Origin of the sequence: Bradyrhizobium elkanii WSM2783, assembly GCF_000472865.1 — a bacterium.
GTDB classification, from domain to species: Bacteria; Pseudomonadota; Alphaproteobacteria; order Rhizobiales; family Xanthobacteraceae; genus Bradyrhizobium; species Bradyrhizobium elkanii_A.
In genome coordinates this window covers 22,622-41,139 of record NZ_AXAP01000003.1, presented here as the reverse complement: position 1 = coordinate 41,139, position 18,518 = coordinate 22,622, and the positions used below count along the sequence as shown (strand labels likewise).

Annotated in this window: 13 protein-coding genes and 1 pseudogene; 10 read left to right on the top strand and 4 right to left on the bottom strand. The window is 64.0% G+C overall.

From position 1 onward, the window contains the following. Window positions 1-68 precede the first annotated feature (68 nt). The 9 genes and pseudogenes from YY7_RS0104220 (at window position 69) to YY7_RS0104180 (ending at window position 9,446) form a co-directional block, all read left to right on the top strand. Complete coding sequence (locus YY7_RS0104220) at window positions 69-368, top strand: hypothetical protein (protein ID WP_028162128.1); 300 nt, start codon at window positions 69-71, stop codon at window positions 366-368. Then, window positions 365-1,798 carry a TolC family protein gene (locus YY7_RS0104215; protein ID WP_051396522.1) on the top strand — a complete coding sequence of 478 codons (1,434 nt, stop codon included), beginning with the start codon at window positions 365-367 and terminating at the stop codon, window positions 1,796-1,798. Before YY7_RS0104220 ends, YY7_RS0104215 begins: the two co-directional genes overlap by 4 nt. A gap of 13 nt (window positions 1,799-1,811) precedes the next feature. Further along, window positions 1,812-3,187 (top strand): annotated as a pseudogene (locus YY7_RS50705) (multicopper oxidase family protein). A gap of 47 nt (window positions 3,188-3,234) precedes the next feature. Further along, window positions 3,235-3,696, top strand: a complete 462-nt coding sequence (locus YY7_RS0104205) for a cupredoxin domain-containing protein (protein WP_028162126.1) — start codon at window positions 3,235-3,237, stop codon at window positions 3,694-3,696. Window positions 3,697-3,716: 20 nt separating this feature from the next. Then, the gene (locus YY7_RS0104200; RefSeq protein WP_028162125.1) at window positions 3,717-4,019 is read left to right on the top strand and encodes a copper-binding protein; all 303 of its coding nucleotides are present in this window, start codon (window positions 3,717-3,719) and stop codon (window positions 4,017-4,019) included. Between the two features lie 81 nt (window positions 4,020-4,100). Further along, window positions 4,101-4,460 (top strand): hypothetical protein, encoded by a 360-nt coding sequence (locus YY7_RS0104195; protein WP_028162124.1) that lies wholly within the window; start codon window positions 4,101-4,103, stop codon window positions 4,458-4,460. Between the two features lie 101 nt (window positions 4,461-4,561). Then, window positions 4,562-4,969 (top strand): FixH family protein, encoded by a 408-nt coding sequence (locus YY7_RS0104190; protein WP_028162123.1) that lies wholly within the window; start codon window positions 4,562-4,564, stop codon window positions 4,967-4,969. After that, window positions 4,966-6,258 carry an efflux RND transporter periplasmic adaptor subunit gene (locus YY7_RS50700; protein WP_035689237.1) on the top strand — a complete coding sequence of 431 codons (1,293 nt, stop codon included), beginning with the start codon at window positions 4,966-4,968 and terminating at the stop codon, window positions 6,256-6,258. Before YY7_RS0104190 ends, YY7_RS50700 begins: the two co-directional genes overlap by 4 nt. Then, window positions 6,255-9,446 carry an efflux RND transporter permease subunit gene (locus YY7_RS0104180; RefSeq protein ID WP_028162122.1) on the top strand — a complete coding sequence of 1,064 codons (3,192 nt, stop codon included), beginning with the start codon at window positions 6,255-6,257 and terminating at the stop codon, window positions 9,444-9,446. The genes YY7_RS50700 and YY7_RS0104180 overlap by 4 nt, the downstream gene beginning before the upstream one ends. Window positions 9,447-9,471: 25 nt before the next feature. Here YY7_RS0104180 and YY7_RS0104175 read toward each other — a convergent pair whose 3' ends face one another. Continuing rightward, window positions 9,472-10,764 carry an MFS transporter gene (locus YY7_RS0104175; RefSeq protein WP_028162121.1) on the bottom strand — a complete coding sequence of 431 codons (1,293 nt, stop codon included), beginning with the start codon at window positions 10,762-10,764 and terminating at the stop codon, window positions 9,472-9,474. Between the two features lie 241 nt (window positions 10,765-11,005). Here YY7_RS0104175 and YY7_RS0104170 point away from each other — a divergent pair, with 241 nt between their 5' ends. After that, window positions 11,006-12,058: an AI-2E family transporter gene (locus YY7_RS0104170; RefSeq protein WP_028162120.1), complete on the top strand. Its 1,053-nt coding sequence runs from the start codon at window positions 11,006-11,008 to the stop codon at window positions 12,056-12,058. Between the two features lie 257 nt (window positions 12,059-12,315). On the opposite strand, the gene YY7_RS0104165 is transcribed toward YY7_RS0104170, so the two are convergent. From YY7_RS0104165 to YY7_RS0104155, 3 genes are all read right to left on the bottom strand, one after another. Beyond that, window positions 12,316-14,967, bottom strand: coding sequence for a flavin-containing monooxygenase (locus YY7_RS0104165; RefSeq protein ID WP_028162119.1), 2,652 nt, complete (start codon window positions 14,965-14,967; stop codon window positions 12,316-12,318). Between the two features lie 316 nt (window positions 14,968-15,283). Continuing rightward, window positions 15,284-15,874 (bottom strand): GNAT family N-acetyltransferase, encoded by a 591-nt coding sequence (locus YY7_RS0104160; RefSeq protein WP_035689234.1) that lies wholly within the window; start codon window positions 15,872-15,874, stop codon window positions 15,284-15,286. 271 nt (window positions 15,875-16,145) lie between these two features. After that, entirely contained in the window at window positions 16,146-18,446 is a 2,301-nt protein-coding gene (locus YY7_RS0104155) for a TonB-dependent receptor (protein WP_028162117.1), read from the bottom strand. Window positions 18,447-18,518: the final 72 nt, after the last annotated feature.

Sequence of the window (18,518 nt, the reverse complement as noted above, 5' to 3'; positions counted from 1 at the left end):
TGACGACGTAGGCGCCGCGCGGAATCGCGCGCGCGCCCGTGATTCATGCACAGATCAGGAATCCATTGATGTCTTCGCTATCAGGGGCGAAGTCCGCAGCCGTTGGTACGACGGACGGACGCCATTTCCCGTCGACTCTCGCGGTCGGCACGCTCATCGCCGCCATCGCCGTTACAGCCGCGGGCTGCCAGCCTGCGACAACGCGGCTTGCTACCCCCGACCCGGCCGATCCCGCCGCGCGCGTCGCAAGCGTCAGCTACCGCTCGACGATCGCACCTTATACGAGCCTGCGTCCCGCGACGCCGGCGCCCTGGCGCGAGCGCAACGAGGATGTCGCCCCGCGACAACGGCAGGAACCGCAACGATGATTCAGGTTGCCATCCGTGGTCCTGCGATTGGCCTGTTGCTGATGGCCGGGGCCGTCCTTTCCGCCTGCGCCTCTTTCTCGCCCGACAGCGGCATGACGGTCGTCGCCACCGCGACGGAACAGACCATCGGCAAGGATATCGCATCCCTGCGCTCCGCCGATGATGCCGAACGGATTCGCGGCACGATCCGCCGCCTGCTTTCGCGCCCATTGACGACCGATGCCGCAGTGCAGGTCGCCTTGCTCAGCAACAAGGGGCTGCAGGCCGCCTATAACGAGTTGGCACTCGCCGAGGCCGACCTCGTCGAGCAGAGCCTGCCGCCCAATCCCGTCTTCTCGATCTCGCGTATCAGCGGCAACGGTGCGAGCGAGGTCGAACGCCAGGTGGTCGGCGACATCCTGGCACTGGCTACATTGCCATTCCGCTCCGACATCGCGCGTGAGCGTTTTCGGCAAGCACAATTGCGCGCCGCGCTTGAAACGCTTCGACTCGCCGCCGATGTCCGGCGCGCCTACTTCCGCAGCCTAGCCGCCAACGAGATGGTCGGCCTGCTTACCGATGCAAAATCGACGGCGGAATCAACCGCGCAACTAGCGAGAAGACTCGGCGAGACCGGCGCGCTCAACAAGCTCGATCAGGCGCGCGAGCAGGTATTTTACGCGGAGACCACGGCAGACCTTGCCACCGCACGGCAGGAGGCGGGAAGCGACCGCGAACGGCTTTCGCGCCTGATGGGACTGTGGGACGACGATCTCAACTTCAAGATTCCGGACAAGCTTCCGGCCTTGCCGCGACGTCCACAAACCTTGCCCTCGATCGAAGCCGACGCGGTTGCGCACCGCATCGACCTGCAGATCGCGCGCATGGAGCTTATTGCCTTGGCAAAGGCACTCGACCTCACCGAGGCGACGCGATTCGTCACGCTGCTCGACCTCGCCGGCATCGAGAAGCGCACCCGCGACCCGGAAAATCCGCCGTTCCGGGAGCGCGGCTTTGACGTTCAATTCCAGATCCCGGTGTTCGACGGCGGCGAGGTGCGTGTCCGCCAGGCGGCGGAGACCTACAATTTCGCCTTCAATCGGCTGACCGAGAGGGCGGTCAATGTTCGCTCGGAAGCTCGCGATGCCTATCGCACCTACCGCTCGAGCTACGACATCGCCACCCACTATCAGCGTGAGATTTTGCCACTGCGCCAGATCATCACGGAAGAAATGCAGTTGCGCTTCTCCAGCATGCAGGTCGACGTGTTCGCGCTGCTCACCGAGGCGCGCCAGCGCCTCGCCTCGCTCCGCGCTGCGATCGACGCCAAAAGGGCATTCTTTCTGGCGCAATCCGACCTGCAGACCGCCATCAACGGCGGCGGATCGGGATTAAGGGAAAGCCCAACGACGACAGCTTCCGCAGCCGCACCGACGGCCGGCGCTCACTGACTGGAGGGAAATGATGTTTTCACGCAGAGGATTCCTGGGCACCGCAGCTCTCGTCGGCGCCGGCGCCGTTGCTGGCCGCGTGCAGGCCGCCGCCATTCCCGAGGCACCGACCATGGACAAAGCGACCTCGCAGCCGCCACTCCATCCAACTTCGGGACCGGACTACCGGCCCGTCGTAACGCTGAACGGTTGGTCGCTTCCCTGGCGCATGAACGGCGAATGGAAGGAATTCCATCTCGTCGCCGAGCCGGTGGTGCGCGAATTCGCCGACGGCATGAAGGCCAATCTCTGGGGCTATAACGGCCAGTCGCCGGGCCCGACCATCGAGGCCGTCGAGGGCGACAAGGTCCGCATCTTCGTCACCAACAGATTGCCGGAGCATACCTCCGTGCACTGGCACGGCATGATCCTGCCCTCGGGCATGGACGGCGTCGGCGGGCTATCGCAGCCGCACATCAAACCGGGAAAAACCTTCGTTTACGAGTTCGAGCTGAAGCACAGCGGCACCTTCATGTACCACCCGCATTCCGACGAGATGGTGCAGATGGCAATGGGCATGATGGGCATGATCGTGGTGCACCCGCGCGATCCCGCCTTCCGTCCCGTCGACCGCGACTTCGTCTTCGTCATGAGCACCTATCTCATCGACCCCGGCACCTACCTGCCGAAGGTCAACGAGATGACCGACTTCAACATGTGGACCTGGAACAGCCGCGTCTTCCCCGGTATCGATCCGCTGCCGGTGCGACTTGGCGACAAGGTGCGGGTGCGGATCGGCAATCTCTCGATGACCAATCACCCGATCCATCTGCACGGCCACAAGTTTTACGTGACCTCCACCGATGGTGGATGGATTCCGGAGAGCGCGCAATATCCGGAGACGACCACCGATGTACCCGTCGGGGCGGTGCGCGTATTCGATGTGCTCGCCGACAATCCTGGCGACTGGGCGTTCCATTGCCACAAGTCGCACCACACCATGAACGCGATGGGCCACGACATGCGCAACTTCATCGGCGTGTCGCGCAAGGATCTCGCGAAGGCCGTCGGCAGGCTCGCGCCAGATGCGATGGTGATGGGCTCGACCGGCATGGCGATGGGCAACATGGAGATGCCCGCGCCGGACAACACGCTCCCGATGATGACCGGCAACGGCCCGTTCGGCCCGCTGGAAATGGGGGCATGTTCACGGTGATGAAGATCCGCGAGGGGCTCGCGCGCGACGATTATCGCGATCCCGGTCCCTACCAGCATCCGCCCGGCACCGTCGCCTATGAGGTGGAGATGCCCGACGCCGCGCCCGCACGGCAGACATCGCCGGCGACGGCAGCGCCGACTGGCCGCCGCGGCGGCAACAAACCGATGAAGGGCATGAACATGAAGATGTAACGATGCGCCGGCGTCTCACCCAGAAGAAACCCTTGAAGGAAATTCCGATGAAGAAGATCACCACGACTGGTCTCGCGCTGATCGCGCTTGCAACCGCTGCTGCCGCCGCGTTCGCCCATGAACAGCACGGCCACTCATCCTATGCAGCCGGCGAACCTGGCAATCCGAACAAGCCGTCGCGCACGATCGAGGTCGAGATGAGCGAGATGGCGTTCAAGCCGGCCAACATCGAGGTCAAGCGCGGCGAGCAGGTCCGTTTCGTGATCCGCAACGTCGGCAAGGAGGATCACGAATTCCTCCTCGCCACCACGACGGAGAATTTGAAGCACGCCGAGGTGATGAAGAAGCACCCGCACATGGAGCACGATGATCCCAACGGCGTCCGCCTCGCACCGAAGAAATCGGCCGAGATCGTCTGGAAATTCACTCATGCCGGCAGCTTCGAATATGCCTGCCTGATCCCCGATCACCGCGACTACGGCATGGTCGGCCGCATCACCGTGAAATGAGCAACGAGAGGAGAACAACAATGAACGGGATCATCCGCATGGCCGCAGCGGCGGCATTCGCGACCAGCCTGCTGGCGCAGGCGGCCTCCGCGCAGAGCGGTGCAATCAACGGCGAGGTCAAGAAGATCGACGAGGGCGCCGGCAAGATCACCCTCAAGCACGGCCCGGCCAAAAGCCTTGGCATGGATGAACCAATGACCATGGTCTACCGCGTCAAGGACGCCGCCATGCTGAAGCAGGTGAAGGTTGGCGAGAAGGTGCAGTTCGAGGCCGAAGAAGCCGCATCAGGCTATACGGTGACGAAGTTGCAGAAAGTGAAATGAACGTAACAGGCCGGAAGCGGCGCCGCAATTTTTGAAGGACGGGACCTTCCAGCGACAGGCCACTTGTGAGAAACTAGGCTTATGGATATCCGCCAACTGCTCAAGCTCCTGGTCGCGCTGCTGGTGACGGCAAGCCTGACCCTGGCGCCGCTCGCCACCCCGGCAGCGGCGGAGCATATGCTGTCGTCCGCTGGCATGCAGATGGCGGACGATCAGGACATGGCGGACATGCCCTGCTGCCCGGACAAAGAGAAGAGTCCGGCTTGCCAGGATTGTCCGCTGGTTGCGATCTGCATGATGCAGGTCATGCTGGCCGGCCCATCGACCAGCATGGTGGACGTGATCCGACGGCCGGGCGAACAGCTCCGTCCGCTCAACGACATCATCGCAGACGGGCTGGCGCGCCCGCCTCCCGACCAGCCCCCTCGAACTTTGGCCTGACCGGCGTCACGGCGCCGAGCGCTGCCGCGTGGCTTGAGACGCCGCGCGGATGACACGTGCTGCGCGAGCAGCAACACCAAAGCACTTCGAGGAATGGAAAAATGAAATCGTTCAACACCAGGCGCGCCGTCTCGGCAGCGCTCATCGGCATGGCCATGCTGGGCACGGCCGGCACCGCGCGGGCCGAGATCAAGGATTACGAATTCCAGCTGGTCGATCAGACCGTCCAGGCGGGAGCAGACAAGATCATCACGGTTCGGCTGGTCAACAAGAAGACCGGCAAGCCGGTGCCGGATGCCGTGATCTTCGCCACACGGCTGGATATGGCGCCTGACGGCATGCAGGAGATGGCGACCAAGGTCACCGCCGTGCCCGGCGGCGAGCCAGGACTGTACAAGTTCAAGGCCACCCTGGGCATGGCCGGCCGCTGGCAGCTTTCGCTCGGCGCCAAGGTGCAGGGCGAAACCGGCGCGGTCGAAAACAAGCTCGTCGTCACGGCGCAGAAATGACCCGCGCGATTCTGATCGGCGCCGCCGCTGCGACCTTCGCAGCGGCGGGTCTTGCCATTTTCGCCGGCGGACTTCCGTCGAAGCTCGCGCCTTACACCGTCTCGCACGCGGTCGCCGCCGAAAGCGGCGCGCCTGCGAACGCCCGCAAGATCAAATACTACCGCAACCCGATGGGGCTGCCGGATACCTCGCCGACGCCGAAGAAGGACTCGATGGGGATGGACTACATCCCCGTCTACGACGGCGAGGAGACCGACGACGGCTCGATCAGGCTGTCGCCGGGCCGGATCCAGCGCACCGGCGTCAAGTCCGAGCCGGTGATGCTCCATATCGTCAGCACATTGGTGCGCGCGCCCGGCACGATCCAGCTCGACGAGCGCCGCGTCTCCGTCATCGCCATGCGCGCCGAAAGCTATGTGCAGAAGGTCGCCAATGTGACCACCGGCAGCCGGGTGACAAAAGGCCAGCCGCTGATGGAGATCTATAGCCCGGCGGTCTCATCGGCCGCCGCCGAATATCTCGCCACCATCACCTCGAAGACCACGGCGACGATCGAAAGCTATGGCCGCGGCTCGCGGCAGCGGCTGATGAATCTCGACGTGCCGGAAGCCGCCATCGCGACGATGGAAAAGACCAAGGCCGTCCCGATCGTGATCGAATGGTCGGCGCCGCGCGACGGCATCGTGCTGGAACGCAATGCGATCGAGGGCATGCGTGCGCAGCCCGGCGACGTGCTGTTTCGTGTTGCCGACACCTCGCTGGTCTGGGCGGTGGTCGACGTGGCGGAACGCGATGTCGGCGGCGTCGCGGTCGGCCAGCCCGTCACCGTGCGTGCCCGCAGCTTTCCGGGCCGCGCTTTCGCCGGCAAGGTCAGCGTGATCTATCCGCAGGTCAACCGGGAGACGCGCACCGTCCGCCTCCGGATCGAACTCGACAATGCCGACCTCGCGCTGCTTCCCGACATGTATGTCGATGCCGAGATCGAAGTCGGCAGCCAGAACCCCGTGATCGCCGTACCCGACAGCTCTGTGCTCGACACCGGCAACCGGCAGACCGTCATCATCGACAAGGGCGGCGGCCGGTTCGAGCCGCGCGAGGTCAAGGTCGGACATCGCGGCGGCGGCTATGTCGAGATCACGGAGGGTGTCAGCGAAGACGACATCGTCGTGACCTCGGCCAATTTCCTGATCGACGCCGAGAGCAACCTCAAGGCGGCGCTGAAGGGCTTTTCGCAAGGTGGCAGCGCGCAGGAGACATCGTCGACCAGCGGCATGGGAGGACGACCATGATCGCCCGTCTCATCGCCTGGTCGGCACGTAACCTCCTGCTGGTGCTGTTCGGCACCGGCTTCGCCGCGGCGGCCGGGCTCTATGCGCTCCTTCATCTGCCGCTCGATGCGATCCCAGATCTCTCCGACACGCAGGTGATCGTCTACACCGAATATCCGGGCCAGGCGCCGCAGGTGATCGAGGACCAGGTCACCTATCCCTTGACATCAGCAATGCTGACGGTGCCGAAGTCGAAGGTCGTACGCGGCTTCTCGTTCTTCGGCGTCTCCTTCGTCTATGTGATCTTCGAAGACGGCACCGATATCTATTGGGCGCGCTCGCGCGTGCTCGAATTCCTCAATGGCGCATCCTCGCGCCTGCCGGCCGGCGTAACGCCGACGATCGGACCCGACGCGACAGGTGTCGGCTGGGTCTACCAATACGCCGTGATCTCGAAAGAGCTGAACCTCGCCGACACCCGCACGATCCAGGACTGGAATCTGAAATTCGCGCTCGCCAAGGCCGAGGGCGTCGCGGAGGTCGCCAGCATCGGCGGCTTCGTGAAGCAGTACAACGTAATCCTCGATCCGCAGCGGATGCGCGACCGCGGCATCACCATGCAAAGGATGCGCGAGGCGATCCGCGCCAGCAACGCCGATGTCGGCGGCCGCACCGTCGAATTGTCCGAATTCGAATACGTCATCCGCGGCAAGGGCTACATCAAGGATGTCAACGACCTTGGCAATATCGTGCTCAAGAGCACCAACGGCACGCCGGTGCTGCTGCGCGATGTCGCCCGCGTCGAGCTCGGCCCCGACGAGCGGCGCGGCATCGCCGAGCTCAATGGCGAAGGCGAGGTCGCCAGCGGCATCGTACTGCAGCGCTTCGGCGTCAATGCGCTCGACGTCATCGAGAACGTCAAGAAGCGTTTCAAGGAGATCGCAACCAGCCTGCCGAAATCGGTCGAGATCGTGCCGGTCTACGACCGCTCGAACCTGATCAATGCCGCCATCGATACCTTGAAGCACACGCTGGTCGAGGAGAGCATCGTCGTCGCCGTCGTCTGCATCGTGTTCCTGCTCCATGTCCGCAGCGCGCTGGTCGCGATCCTGATGCTGCCGGTCGGCGTGCTGATGGCGTTCGGCGCGATGAAGCTGCTCGGCATCGGCTCCAACATCATGAGTCTCGGCGGCATCGCCATTGCGATCGGCGCCATGGTGGACGCCGCCATCGTCATGATCGAGAACGCCCACAAGCATCTCGAGCGGGCCAGGCCCGGCCAGTCCCGCGTCTCGATCCTGATCGACGCCGCCGCCGAAGTCGGGCCGGCGCTGTTCTTCAGCCTGTTGATCATCACCGTTTCCTTCATGCCGATCTTCACGCTGGAATCGCAGGAGGGCCGTCTGTTCAGCCCGCTTGCCTTCACCAAGACGTTTGCGATGGCGGCCGCCGCGCTGCTCTCGGTCACGCTGGTGCCGGCGCTGATGGTGATCTTCGTCCGCGGCAAGATCGTTCCGGAGCACAAGAATCCGATCAACCGCTTCCTGATCTGGATCTATCGGCCCATCATCAAGAGCGTATTGCGTGCCAAGACGCTGGTGGTGCTGCTCGCGCTCGTCGTCCTCGCCGTGACGGTCTGGCCGGCGCGACAGCTCGGCACGGAATTTATGCCGAACCTGAATGAAGGCACCCTGCTCTACATGCCGACCACGCTGCCCGGCATCTCCGTGACAAAAGCCGCCGAGCTGATGCAGATGCAGGATCGCATCATCCGCTCGTTCCCCGAAGTTGCCTCAGTCTACGGCAAGGCCGGACGGGCGGCGACCGCGACCGATCCCGCGCCGACCGAGATGTTCGAGACCATCGTCAACCTCAAGCCCAAGGAGCAATGGCGGGCGGGAGTCACCGTAGACAGCCTGATCGCGGAGATGGACAAGGCGCTGCAGTTCCCAGGTGTCTCCAACGCCTGGACCATGCCGATCAAGGCGCGCATCGACATGCTTTCGACCGGCATCCGCACGCCGATCGGCTTGAAAGTCGTTGGTACCGACCTGGTCGAGATCGATCGTCTCGCCAAGCAGATCGAGCAGGTTCTGAAGGCACTCCCGGGAACATCATCGGCTTATGCCGAGCGCGGCATCGGCGGCTATTATCTCGAGATCACTCCGGACCGCACGGCGCTGGCGCGCTACGGCATGTCGGTCCAGGACGTACAGGATACGATCGCAACCGCGCTCGGCGGACAGACGGTGACGACGACAGTTGAAGGCCGGCAGCGCTTCACCGTCAATATGCGCTATCCGCGCGACCTCCGTGACAATCCGAAGGCGATCGGGAGCGACATCCTGGTGCCGATGCCGGCGGGAGGCGCGGTGCCGCTCGGCGAGGTCGCGACGATCCAGCCGGCGCGCGGTCCGACCTCGATCCGCACCGAGAACGGGCAGCTTGCGACCTACATCTATGTCGACATCCGCGACCGCGACCTCGGCGGCTACGTCACTGAGGCGCAGCAAGCGGTGCAGGCAAGCATCCAGTTTCCGCCCGGCTATTATGTGATCTGGAGCGGCCAGTACGAATATCTCGAGCGTGCGATGGCGCGCCTGAAGATCGTCGTGCCGGCAACGCTCCTGATCATCTTCCTCCTGCTCTACCTCAATTTCCGCTCGGTCACCGAAACGGGCGTTGTCATGCTGTCGCTGCCTTTCGCGCTGGTCGGCGGTCTCTGGCTGATGTGGTGGCTCGGCTTCAACCTTTCGGTTGCCGTCGCGGTCGGCTTCATTGCGCTCGCGGGCGTTGCCGCCGAGACCGGCGTCGTGATGCTGATCTATCTCAACCAGGCGCTGGCCGAAATCAGGGAGCGTCGCGCCGTCGAGGGACGCGCGTTGACTAGGGCCGACCTGCGCGATGCCATCATGGAAGGCGCGGTCGAGCGCGTGCGGCCGAAGATGATGACGGTGGTTGCGATCATGGCCGGACTGCTGCCGATCATGTGGAGCACCGGCACGGGCTCGGAGATCATGCAGCGGATCGCGGTGCCCATGATCGGTGGCATGGTCTCCTCGACGCTGCTGACGCTGATCGTGATCCCCGCGATCTTCGGCATCGTCAAAGGCTTCGGCCTGCCTTCCGACGATCCGGACCAATCACGTCCGCCGGCCGCAGCACCGGCGACGGTGAGCAAGGCGCCCGTTCCGGAGCCGGCCGAATGATGCGAGCCGAAGCGCGCGCCTGACCTCATCTTGCCAGCGGCTTCCCCGCCGTCTCGGGCGCCATCGCGATGAAGGGCAGGCCGACCACGTAGATCAGCGACAGCAGCGAGATCGCGAGCGGATAGCTCCCGGTCTTTGCGGCGAGCGCGCCGATCAGGGTCGGGCCGGCCGCGCCCAATACGCGTCCCATGCTGAAGGCGAAGCCGGAGCCGGATCCCCGCAAGGCGGTCGGGAACATCTCCGGCAGCCAGATCGTGAACAGGCCGAACACGCCGTTGGTGAAGAAGCCGAGCACGGGAAGCAGGACCAGGAACAGCGCGAGATTGTCGAGACGCGCGATGGCGATCTCGTAGCTCACCACCACCGAGATCAGCGAGCCCATGAAGAACAGCACCGCCGTCCGGCGGCGGCTCGCGAGACAGCCGGTGATCCAGGGCATCAGCAGGCAACCGGCCAGCGTGCCGACATTGGTGATGAGACCGGCCACCGCGCCCATCTGCTGCGCATGGGCTGGCGTTGCGCCCGCCGCGGTGAGCTTGGTGATGATGACCGTCGGCGCCCAGAAGTTGGATGACCATAGGCCGAAGATGATGCAGGCCATCATCAGCGCTGCCGCCCATGTGGTGCGCGCTTGCGCGCCCGAGAACAGCGCCGCAAGCGAGGTCTTCGTCTTGGATGCGCGGCTGTGCGCCGGCTCAGGAATATTTCTGCGCAAGTACGCGATCAAGAGCGCAGGCAAGATGCCGAGCATGAACATGCCGCGCCAGCCGAGCAGGCTTCCCCCGATCAGCGTGACGGCTGCGGCGAGAAACAGTCCGGTCGGCGTTGCCGTGTGCAGCCAGCCGGCGAGCCGCACCCTTGTGTGTTCGGGCACGGATTCCTGCAGTAGCGGCGTGCCCGCCGCCCATTCGCCGCCGACACCGAAACCGGCCATGAAGCGAAACAGGGCGAACATGACGACGCCGGTCGCAAGGCCGCACAGTGCCGTGAACAACGAATAGACCAGCACCGTCCAGCACATGATCCGGACCCGGCCATAGCGGTCAGCCGCCCAGCCCCACACCATCGAGCAAGCCCAGCCGAGCATGAAGATCGAGAACAGGAGGCCGCCATAAATGCCGATATTGGCGTGATTCGCCTCGATCCCGCTCGCCGGCAACAATTCCGAGAGCGCGCCGACCAGGATGTAGCTGTACATGGAGGAGTCGAAGCCATCGAGCATCCATCCGAACCAGGTCGCCCAGAACACTTTCCTGGGCGATACCGCCCCGCCCTCCGCGACCTCCGACGCTATCGTCTCAACGGCACTCTCGGTCATGTTTCCTCCACGTTTCTTTTTCGGGCGGACTATGACCGCGTTTGTACGATGCGACATCTCCGGCAAATGGGACGGAGGCATCTTGTGGGAGAATGGCAGCGGGCTGCGACGCCGTGCGCAAGCGAGCGCGATTTTTTCGAGGGGACCGGGACGCAATAAAGCAATATACAGGCCGTGAACAAAGTCGGCGCCGGGTTCGTTGTATCGACAGCGGCGCAGCAAAGGTGAAAGCGAGACGGCCGTGCGAAGGATTGAAGACCAGGGTTTCCTGCTGCTGCTGTTCGTCGTCACCCTGGCGTTCGCCTGGATCCTGCAGCCGTTCTATGGCGCGGTGCTCTGGGCCATCGTCGTGGCCGTCATCTTTGCGCCGGCCAACCGGAGGATATTGAGATCGGTGGGCGGAAGGGAGACCCTCGCCGCCTCGATCACGGTCCTGCTTATCATCGCGATGGTGCTGCTGCCGCTCGCGATCATCGCGACCTCCCTGGCTCGAGAAGCTGCCGGTCTTTACGCAAAGATCCAGTCCGGGGAGTACAACTTCTCCGCCTACGTCCAGCGGGTTTTCGATGCGCTGCCTGCGTGGGCGACCGGCTGGCTGGATCGCTTCAATCTGGGCGATCTTTCGGCCCTGCGCGAAGCGTTGACGTCCGGCCTCATGAAGGGCGGACAGGTCCTGGCGCCTCAGGCGCTCAGCATCGGGATGAACACATTCGACTTCGTGATCAGCCTGGGCATCATGCTGTATCTTCTGTTTTTCCTGTTGCGCGACGGCAAGGCAGTGGCTGATAGGATCAGGGAGGCCGTTCCACTCGAGGCCGATCGGAAGTCCGCGCTGTTCACGCGCTTCGCCGATGTCGTCCGCGCCACCGTCAAGGGTGGCGTGCTGGTCGCGATGGCCCAGGGCGCGCTCGGCGGACTGGCGTTCTGGTTCTTGGGCGTTCACGCGCCGATCTTGTGGGCCGTGCTGATGGCCTTCCTGTCGCTATTGCCGGCGATCGGCGCCGGACTGGTCTGGATTCCTGTTGCCATCTATTTCCTGGCCACCGGCGCCATATGGCAGGGCCTCGGTCTTATTGCCTATGGCGTGCTCGTCATCGGCCTGGTGGACAATCTGCTGCGTCCCTTCCTGGTCGGCAAGGGCACCAAGCTGCCCGATTACGTCGTGCTGATCTCCACGCTCGGCGGAATCGAAGTCTTCGGTCTGAACGGCTTCGTCATCGGCCCGTTGATCGCCGCCATCTTCATGGTGAGCTGGGAAATCTTCGCCACATCGAGGCGGACGACGGAGCCGTAGGCGGATTAGCTTTTCGCCGGAGCTCGAAGAGCGGAGGCATCCGCGGCTCACACTGTGCCCATCTTGCGCGATGCCAGTTGTTGTGCCCTCTCCCCTTGTGGGAGAGGGCTACTCCGGCGCCAACCAGGAACTCGCTTGGGTGAGGGGTTCTCCCCACACGCACCGTCGCTCGCGAAGACAACCCCTCATCCGTCGCGCATTGCATGCGCACCACCTTCTCCCACAAGGGGAGAAGGTAAGTGCCCTACCTTGTCCCGCTACTCCGCGGCCACAGCGATAGGCACCGCCCCCTCGTCACCCAGCCCGGCGAACCGTCGCAAGGCTTCGGCCATCCGCACGCGCCCGCTCACACCGGTGATGATCACGTCGACCATGGTGAAGGAACAGTGGAAGTGACCTCGCGCGTTGAGCTGCTCGACCGGCACGCCGGCAGCGGCGAGCGCTTCGGCATACGCCATGCCCTCGTCACGCAGCGGATCGAACTCGCAGGTCACCACGAAGGCCGGGGGCAAGCCCTCCAGCTTGCCGCGTAGCGGCGAGGCGCGCGGATCGGTGCGGTCGCCGGGCGAGCAGTAGAGATCCCAGAACCAATACATCAGCGAACGCGTCACGAAATAGTCCGTCGCATTCTCGGCATACGACGGCCTTTCGAACGTGCAGTCGGTGACCGGGGTCAGCAGGAGCTGGCCCGCAATCTCGGGGCCGCCGCGATCGCGCGCCAATTGGCAGGTGACCGCCGCGATGTTGGCACCGGCACTCCAGCCGGCGACCAGCACCGGTCCTGTCGCACCGCCGAGCTCGGCCGCATGCTCAGCAATCCAGCGCGTCGCGGCAAAGCCGTCCTCCGCTGCCGTCGGGAAGCGATGCCAGGGCGCATGCCGATAGCCGACGCTGACGAAGATCATTCCGCTGCGCCGGCACATGTCGCGGCAGAACGGTTCGTCCGATTGCTCGTCGCCGAGCACCCAGCCGCCGCCGTGGAAATAGACCACGATCGGATGCGGTCCCGGCGTCGCCGGCCGATAGAGCCGATAAGGCAGCGGACCGTCATTGCCGGGAAGCGTGCCGTCGACGATCTCGCCGACCGGCCGGCCCGCGGGACGGCCCTTGTTGAACTCGTCAAGGAAGTCGCGCGCGCCCTGGGCGCCGAGGGACTCGATCGGCGGCAACTTCATATCCGCCAGCATGTTCAGCACCAGCCGCACATCCGGCTGCAGGCGAACGACCTCGCCGTCATTGCATTGCTCGGCAACGTTCGGACCCGTGAGCCTGAAGCCGAGCATGCCGCGGCTGACGATCTCGTTGCAGATGCTGCGATACGGGCCGACGCCGCCGGTATAGGGCATCACGCCGCGCGCCTTGCCCGGAACGTTCGCGCCCGTGTACCAGGTGTTGGCGAGCCGGTGCAGCGTGACCGTCGCGCAGTCGGCCATGTGCCGCGCCCAGCCGGCCTGCGCCGTCTCGGTGGCTTCCATCGTGGTGAAGCCCGCTTCGCGCAATGCGGTCAATCGATCGACCACCCAGTCGATGTGCTGCTCGATCGACACCGCCATGTTCGACAGCACCGACGGGCTGCCCGGCCCCGTGATCATGAACAAATTGGGAAATCCGGCAACGGTGAGCCCGAGATAGGTCTGCGGTCCCTGAGCCCAGACGTCGGACAGCGATTTTCCATCACGCCCCGTGATCGGATGCACGGCCTTGATGGCGCCGGTCATGGCGTCGAAGCCGGTGGCGAACACGATCACATCGAGATCGAAGCTGCGCTTGTCGGTCGTGATGCCGGTCGCGGTGATCTCCTTGATCGGCTCCTGCCTCAAATTCACTAGCGTGACGTTGGGACGGTTATAGGTGGCGTAATAGTTGGTATCGAGGCAGGGACGCTTGGCGCCGAACGGATGATCGTGCGGAGTGAGCGCCTCGGCCGTATCAGGATCCTTCACGACTGCGCGGATCTTCTCGTGAATCAGTTCGCTGACCAGCGCGTTCCCATCGACGTCCACGCCCTGGTCGGCCCAGAGTTGCGTGAGCACGTGAACGAGATCGCCGGCCGCCCATGCCTTTTCGAAGCGCTCGCGCCGCTCGGCATCGCTCAACTGCCAGCTGACGACAGTTTGCTGCGGATATGGCACGCCCGTGAGCGACCAGCGCGCCTGCTCGCGGTAGCCGGCGCGATCGCCCTCCAGCATGGAAAGCCGATCAGCCGGCCGAGGGCCGTTGTGCGCCGGCAGTGCGAAATTCGGCGTGCGCTGGAAAACCGTGAGATGCGCCGCCTGCTCCGCGATCAACGGGATCGACTGGATCCCCGACGATCCCGTGCCGATGACCGCGACGCGCTTGCCGGCAAGATCGACGCCGTCATGCGGCCAGCGGCTGGTGAAATAGACGTCGCCCTTGAACTCCTTGACGCCATCGATCTCCGGCGGCTTGGGCGACGAGAGACAGCCCGTGGCCATGATGTAGTAGCGGCAGGAGACGGCTGCGCCATTGTCTGTCGTGAGCAGCCAGCGTTCGATGGACTCATCCCACATCGCCGCCGTGACTTTGGTGCCAAAGCGGATATGGCGCCTGAGATCATAACGATCAGCGACGAAGCCGAGATAGCGCAGGATTTCAGGCTGCGTCGCGTATTTCTCCGACCATTGCCACGCGCGTTCCAGCTCCGGATCGAACGTGTAGCTGTAGTCGATGGTCTGAATGTCGCATCGTGCGCCGGGATAGCGGTTCCAGTACCAGGTGCCGCCGACGTCGCCCGCCTCCTCCAATGCCACCGTCGTGAAGCCGGCCTTGGCCAGCCGGTGTAAGAGATAGAGGCCCGCAAAGCCGGCCCCTACCACTGCGACGTCGACCTGTTGCGCCGTGCCGTTTGTCGCCTCAGAAGCACGTGCTGCAACCATTGCGTCTGGCATGCCATCCTCCCGTGCATTTGATTTTTCGTGAGGCTACATCTGCTTCCCTCGGCTTGTCATCGGACAATTCAATCTTTGGTTGGTGCGCTGCAGCTACTCTTTGTTCTTGTTGGGAAACAGTCGAGCGCGATGACAGACCCTCATGGTGAGGAGCGTGTCTTCGCGCGTCTCCGGACGATGCTTCGCATCGCCTTGAGAACCATGAGGCCCCGATCTCGCCCGGAATTCATCCCTCGAGACGGCCGCAGTGCGGCCTCCTCGGGATGAGGTAGAAGCCGTGGCCCGGATTGGACTTAACGTTGGTGAACCGGCGCCGTCAGCGAGCCCGGCGCAGCATTGGAAACAGCGGCGGCGATGCCCCTACCTGGATCGTGCCGAGGACCTCGAAGCCGTGTCGCTGATACAGCGGGATGTTGGCCGGGTTGGTGGATTCGAGATAGGCCGCGACATGATCCCGATCGAACAGCCGAACGGCGTCCCCCAGCAATGCCCCACCACGGCCTTTGCGGCGATGCGCCGGATCGACGCCGATCAGCGGCAGATACCAATGAGTTTCCTTGGGATGATAGGCCGCCATCCCTTCGAAAACCGCAGCCATCTCGGACTCTCGCCCGGCCGGCAAGGTTGCTGCGAGCGCCGCCTCGTCGGGTTCGATGCCCGGCGGCAGCCACAGTGCCGCGCCTGCATAATCGTCGACACAGCGCGCCGTGTCCTGCTCAAAGGCGCGGCCGCCGAATGCGCGCACCAGGGCCGGGAAAGATGCGAGATACTGATCCGGATCCGGATAGGCCCAACGCGTCACCGGATCGGCGCTGAAGGCAAGCACCAAAACGGAAATGGCCCGCTCGATATCGGCGGGCGCAACAGCAGTTACGACGGGACCAGAAACTTCGTTCGCCGGACTCATCACAACACCTCCATCGCGGCCCCATTGCCAGGTTCAAGACCAACATCGAACCACAAATCTGGGGCGTCAATCGGGAGAGGCGGTCAACAAGACGTGCGTGAGAGCGTTTTCGAGCGAAGTGGAAACCGGTTCGCGTGAAGAAAACGCGTCAAAACAAGAATCTAGAGCTTCGGTTCTGATGCAATCAGAACCGAAAATGCTCTAGCGGTTCGTCCGCGAAATGCGTGTCGGCGACGCGGAAAACCGCGTCGCCGATCGCCTCGCCAAGGATTCAGAAACTAACCGTCAGCCGGCCGTTGATCGAGCGCCCCGGCCCTTTGACATTGTAGCCATAGGCTGCCGACGATCCCATCATCGAGACCACCTTGTAGTCGACCAGATCGGCGCCGCCGAGCGGCAGGTAGTAATTCTGATCGAACAAATTGTCGATACCGAGATCGATCCGGACGTGCTGCCACTGGTAGCCGGTGCGCAGATTGACCAGCGCGTAGGAAGGCGTCGTCAGTTCGTTGTGAACCTGGCTGACCTGCTCCTTGGAGCCGACGAGCTGCAGTTCGATGCCGTTGGTCCAGCCGCCAATTGCGTGCTCGAACGCAAGCTTCGCGTTGATCGGCATCACGTGATAGAGGTCGATCCCGTCCTGCCGCTGGCCGCGCACATAGCCGAGCGTTCCGCGCAGCTCACCCCGGCCGTAGCTCGCATTGTCCCACAAAGCGAGACGGCCTTCGAGGTTCACGCCATACAGCGTAGCGTCGTGGTTGGCGAAACGCAGATAGACGAAGCCAGTGGTGGCGGTGAGGTTGTCCGGATTGTTGGCAAGGCAACTGCCGGTCGCGCAGCGATCGACGTCGATATAGTCCTGGACGTAGCTGGCATAAGGGGTGACGCTGAAGCTCCAGATCTTGTGCGCCGGATCGTGCCAACCGGCGGTGAAGCTGACGGTGTGCGCCTTTTCCGGCTCCAGGTCGAGATTGCCGACATAGCCATTGCCGTCGCCGAACCAACCGATCATGTTCATGGCCATGGCGTTGGTCGACCAGGCATAGCGTTCGTAGAGATTCGGCGAACGCGTCTTGCGCGCAAAGCCGAGTTCGTAATGGCTGGACTGATCAGGCTCGTAGCGCACCAGAGCGGAGCCGTCGAAATGAACGTCGGTCCGGGCCCGGTCCTGGGCGTTGAAGGCGGCGGCATCCGCGCCATACATCATCGCATTGTAGCCATGGACGTCGCCGGTGTTCATCCACACCACGTCGTTGCGCAAGCCGACGATGGTGGTCCAGTTGCGGTCCCAGTGCCGTTCCCATTCGGCGAAGGTGCCGACGCGGTCGCGCTGGCCGCCATTGAGATTGATGAAGCTGTTCGGCCCCATCATCATCGAGCCCGCAACCGGATCCCACCAGTCGTCAATCCGGTTGAGCGTCAGCTCGTTGCCGACCCGCAGCAGGTCGATGTTGGACGCCGCGAACGTGGCTTTGACGGCGTATCCGCCATCGATCCCGTCGGTGTCCATCGGCATGTTGCCGGTCTTGTCCGGCGCAATGAAGCCCATCGTGTGCCGGATCTGATGGACGAAGGCGCTGGCCTCTAACTTGCCCCAGTCGAAGTCACCTTCGTAGCGGCCGTTCGCGTACAGGCCGCGGTTGTAGACCATGTCCATGTATTGGTTGACGTATCCCTGATAGGGGATGAACTGGCCGCCGACCTGGAACGTGAACAGGTTGCCGACGGTGCGCTTGGAAATGCTGAGCGCGTGGTTCTGGGTCTCGTAGAGCGTCGACTTGATCGTGCTGCCGTCGCCCGCCTTGTAGTTGCCGGCGCGCACCCAGCCGCCGGTGTAGGTGACGCTGGTGTCACGACCAGCGAGCGTTGCGGTGGCATCGACGCCATAGGCGTTGCCGTTGCTGCGGAAGAAGCCTGAGACGGTTGCGGTCGATAGCCACCCGGACGGGTCGTTGGCGAACACGGGAGGCGCGGTCGTGACATCGATGCGCGCCCCGATGTAGTCGCCGCCGGTGCTGACCGGCGCGATACCGAGATAGGCCCGCATCTTCGCGATCATGGTGGGATTGACGAAGGACAGCGGCGGATTCATTTCGTTCGGACATGCGGGGCTGATCAACATGCTGTTGATCGCGACCTGGACCCGGTCGGCGCCGGACCCGTTGATCGCGGGCAGGCTCGATACGCCGCCGGCGCCCCACACTGCGCCTCCCGGCAATTCCGTGACGAGCGAAGCTGAATCGCTGGTCGACAGACCCCGATCGAACGCGGTCCGCGCCGTCACGGTCGCGTTGCCCGCAGGCTGCACCGGATACTCGGCCGGGCGCTGGGATGCCTCCGCGAGATGGCCCGCCGCGGGACTCGTCGGACGACGGGCGTTCGATCGTTGATGCGCGGAATGTCGTCGATGCGGTGCGGCAACGTCGACCGGGGGAAGCGTTTGGGCCGACTGTGCCGCGACGCTCGTCACGGCCGGCGGCGCCAGCGTGATGGTGGCGGTCAGCGCCGATGAGATGAGGGCGCTGGACAGGTAGAGAGTGGATCGGCCAAGGCCGGACGAAGGCTTGCTCATGATGAAAAGGACTCGGGTGTGGCGCGGCATCGCCGCGCATAGGGGTGACGCCCCTGCCCGGCGGATCGGGCC

What these genes read in the sequence shown, in the direction of transcription:
- YY7_RS0104220 (WP_028162128.1), top strand. Translation starts at nt 69, where the DNA reads ATGTCTTCGCTATCAGGGGCGAAGTCCGCAGCCGTTGGTACGACGGAC.
- YY7_RS0104215 (WP_051396522.1), top strand. Translation starts at nt 365, where the DNA reads ATGATTCAGGTTGCCATCCGTGGTCCTGCGATTGGCCTGTTGCTGATG.
- YY7_RS0104205 (WP_028162126.1), top strand. Translation starts at nt 3,235, where the DNA reads ATGAAGAAGATCACCACGACTGGTCTCGCGCTGATCGCGCTTGCAACC.
- YY7_RS0104200 (WP_028162125.1), top strand. Translation starts at nt 3,717, where the DNA reads ATGAACGGGATCATCCGCATGGCCGCAGCGGCGGCATTCGCGACCAGC.
- YY7_RS0104195 (WP_028162124.1), top strand. Translation starts at nt 4,101, where the DNA reads ATGGATATCCGCCAACTGCTCAAGCTCCTGGTCGCGCTGCTGGTGACG.
- YY7_RS0104190 (WP_028162123.1), top strand. Translation starts at nt 4,562, where the DNA reads ATGAAATCGTTCAACACCAGGCGCGCCGTCTCGGCAGCGCTCATCGGC.
- YY7_RS50700 (WP_035689237.1), top strand. Translation starts at nt 4,966, where the DNA reads ATGACCCGCGCGATTCTGATCGGCGCCGCCGCTGCGACCTTCGCAGCG.
- YY7_RS0104180 (WP_028162122.1), top strand. Translation starts at nt 6,255, where the DNA reads ATGATCGCCCGTCTCATCGCCTGGTCGGCACGTAACCTCCTGCTGGTG.
- YY7_RS0104175 (WP_028162121.1), bottom strand. Translation starts at nt 10,764, where the DNA reads ATGACCGAGAGTGCCGTTGAGACGATAGCGTCGGAGGTCGCGGAGGGC.
- YY7_RS0104165 (WP_028162119.1), bottom strand. Translation starts at nt 14,967, where the DNA reads ATGCCAGACGCAATGGTTGCAGCACGTGCTTCTGAGGCGACAAACGGC.
- YY7_RS0104160 (WP_035689234.1), bottom strand. Translation starts at nt 15,874, where the DNA reads ATGAGTCCGGCGAACGAAGTTTCTGGTCCCGTCGTAACTGCTGTTGCG.
- YY7_RS0104155 (WP_028162117.1), bottom strand. Translation starts at nt 18,446, where the DNA reads ATGAGCAAGCCTTCGTCCGGCCTTGGCCGATCCACTCTCTACCTGTCC.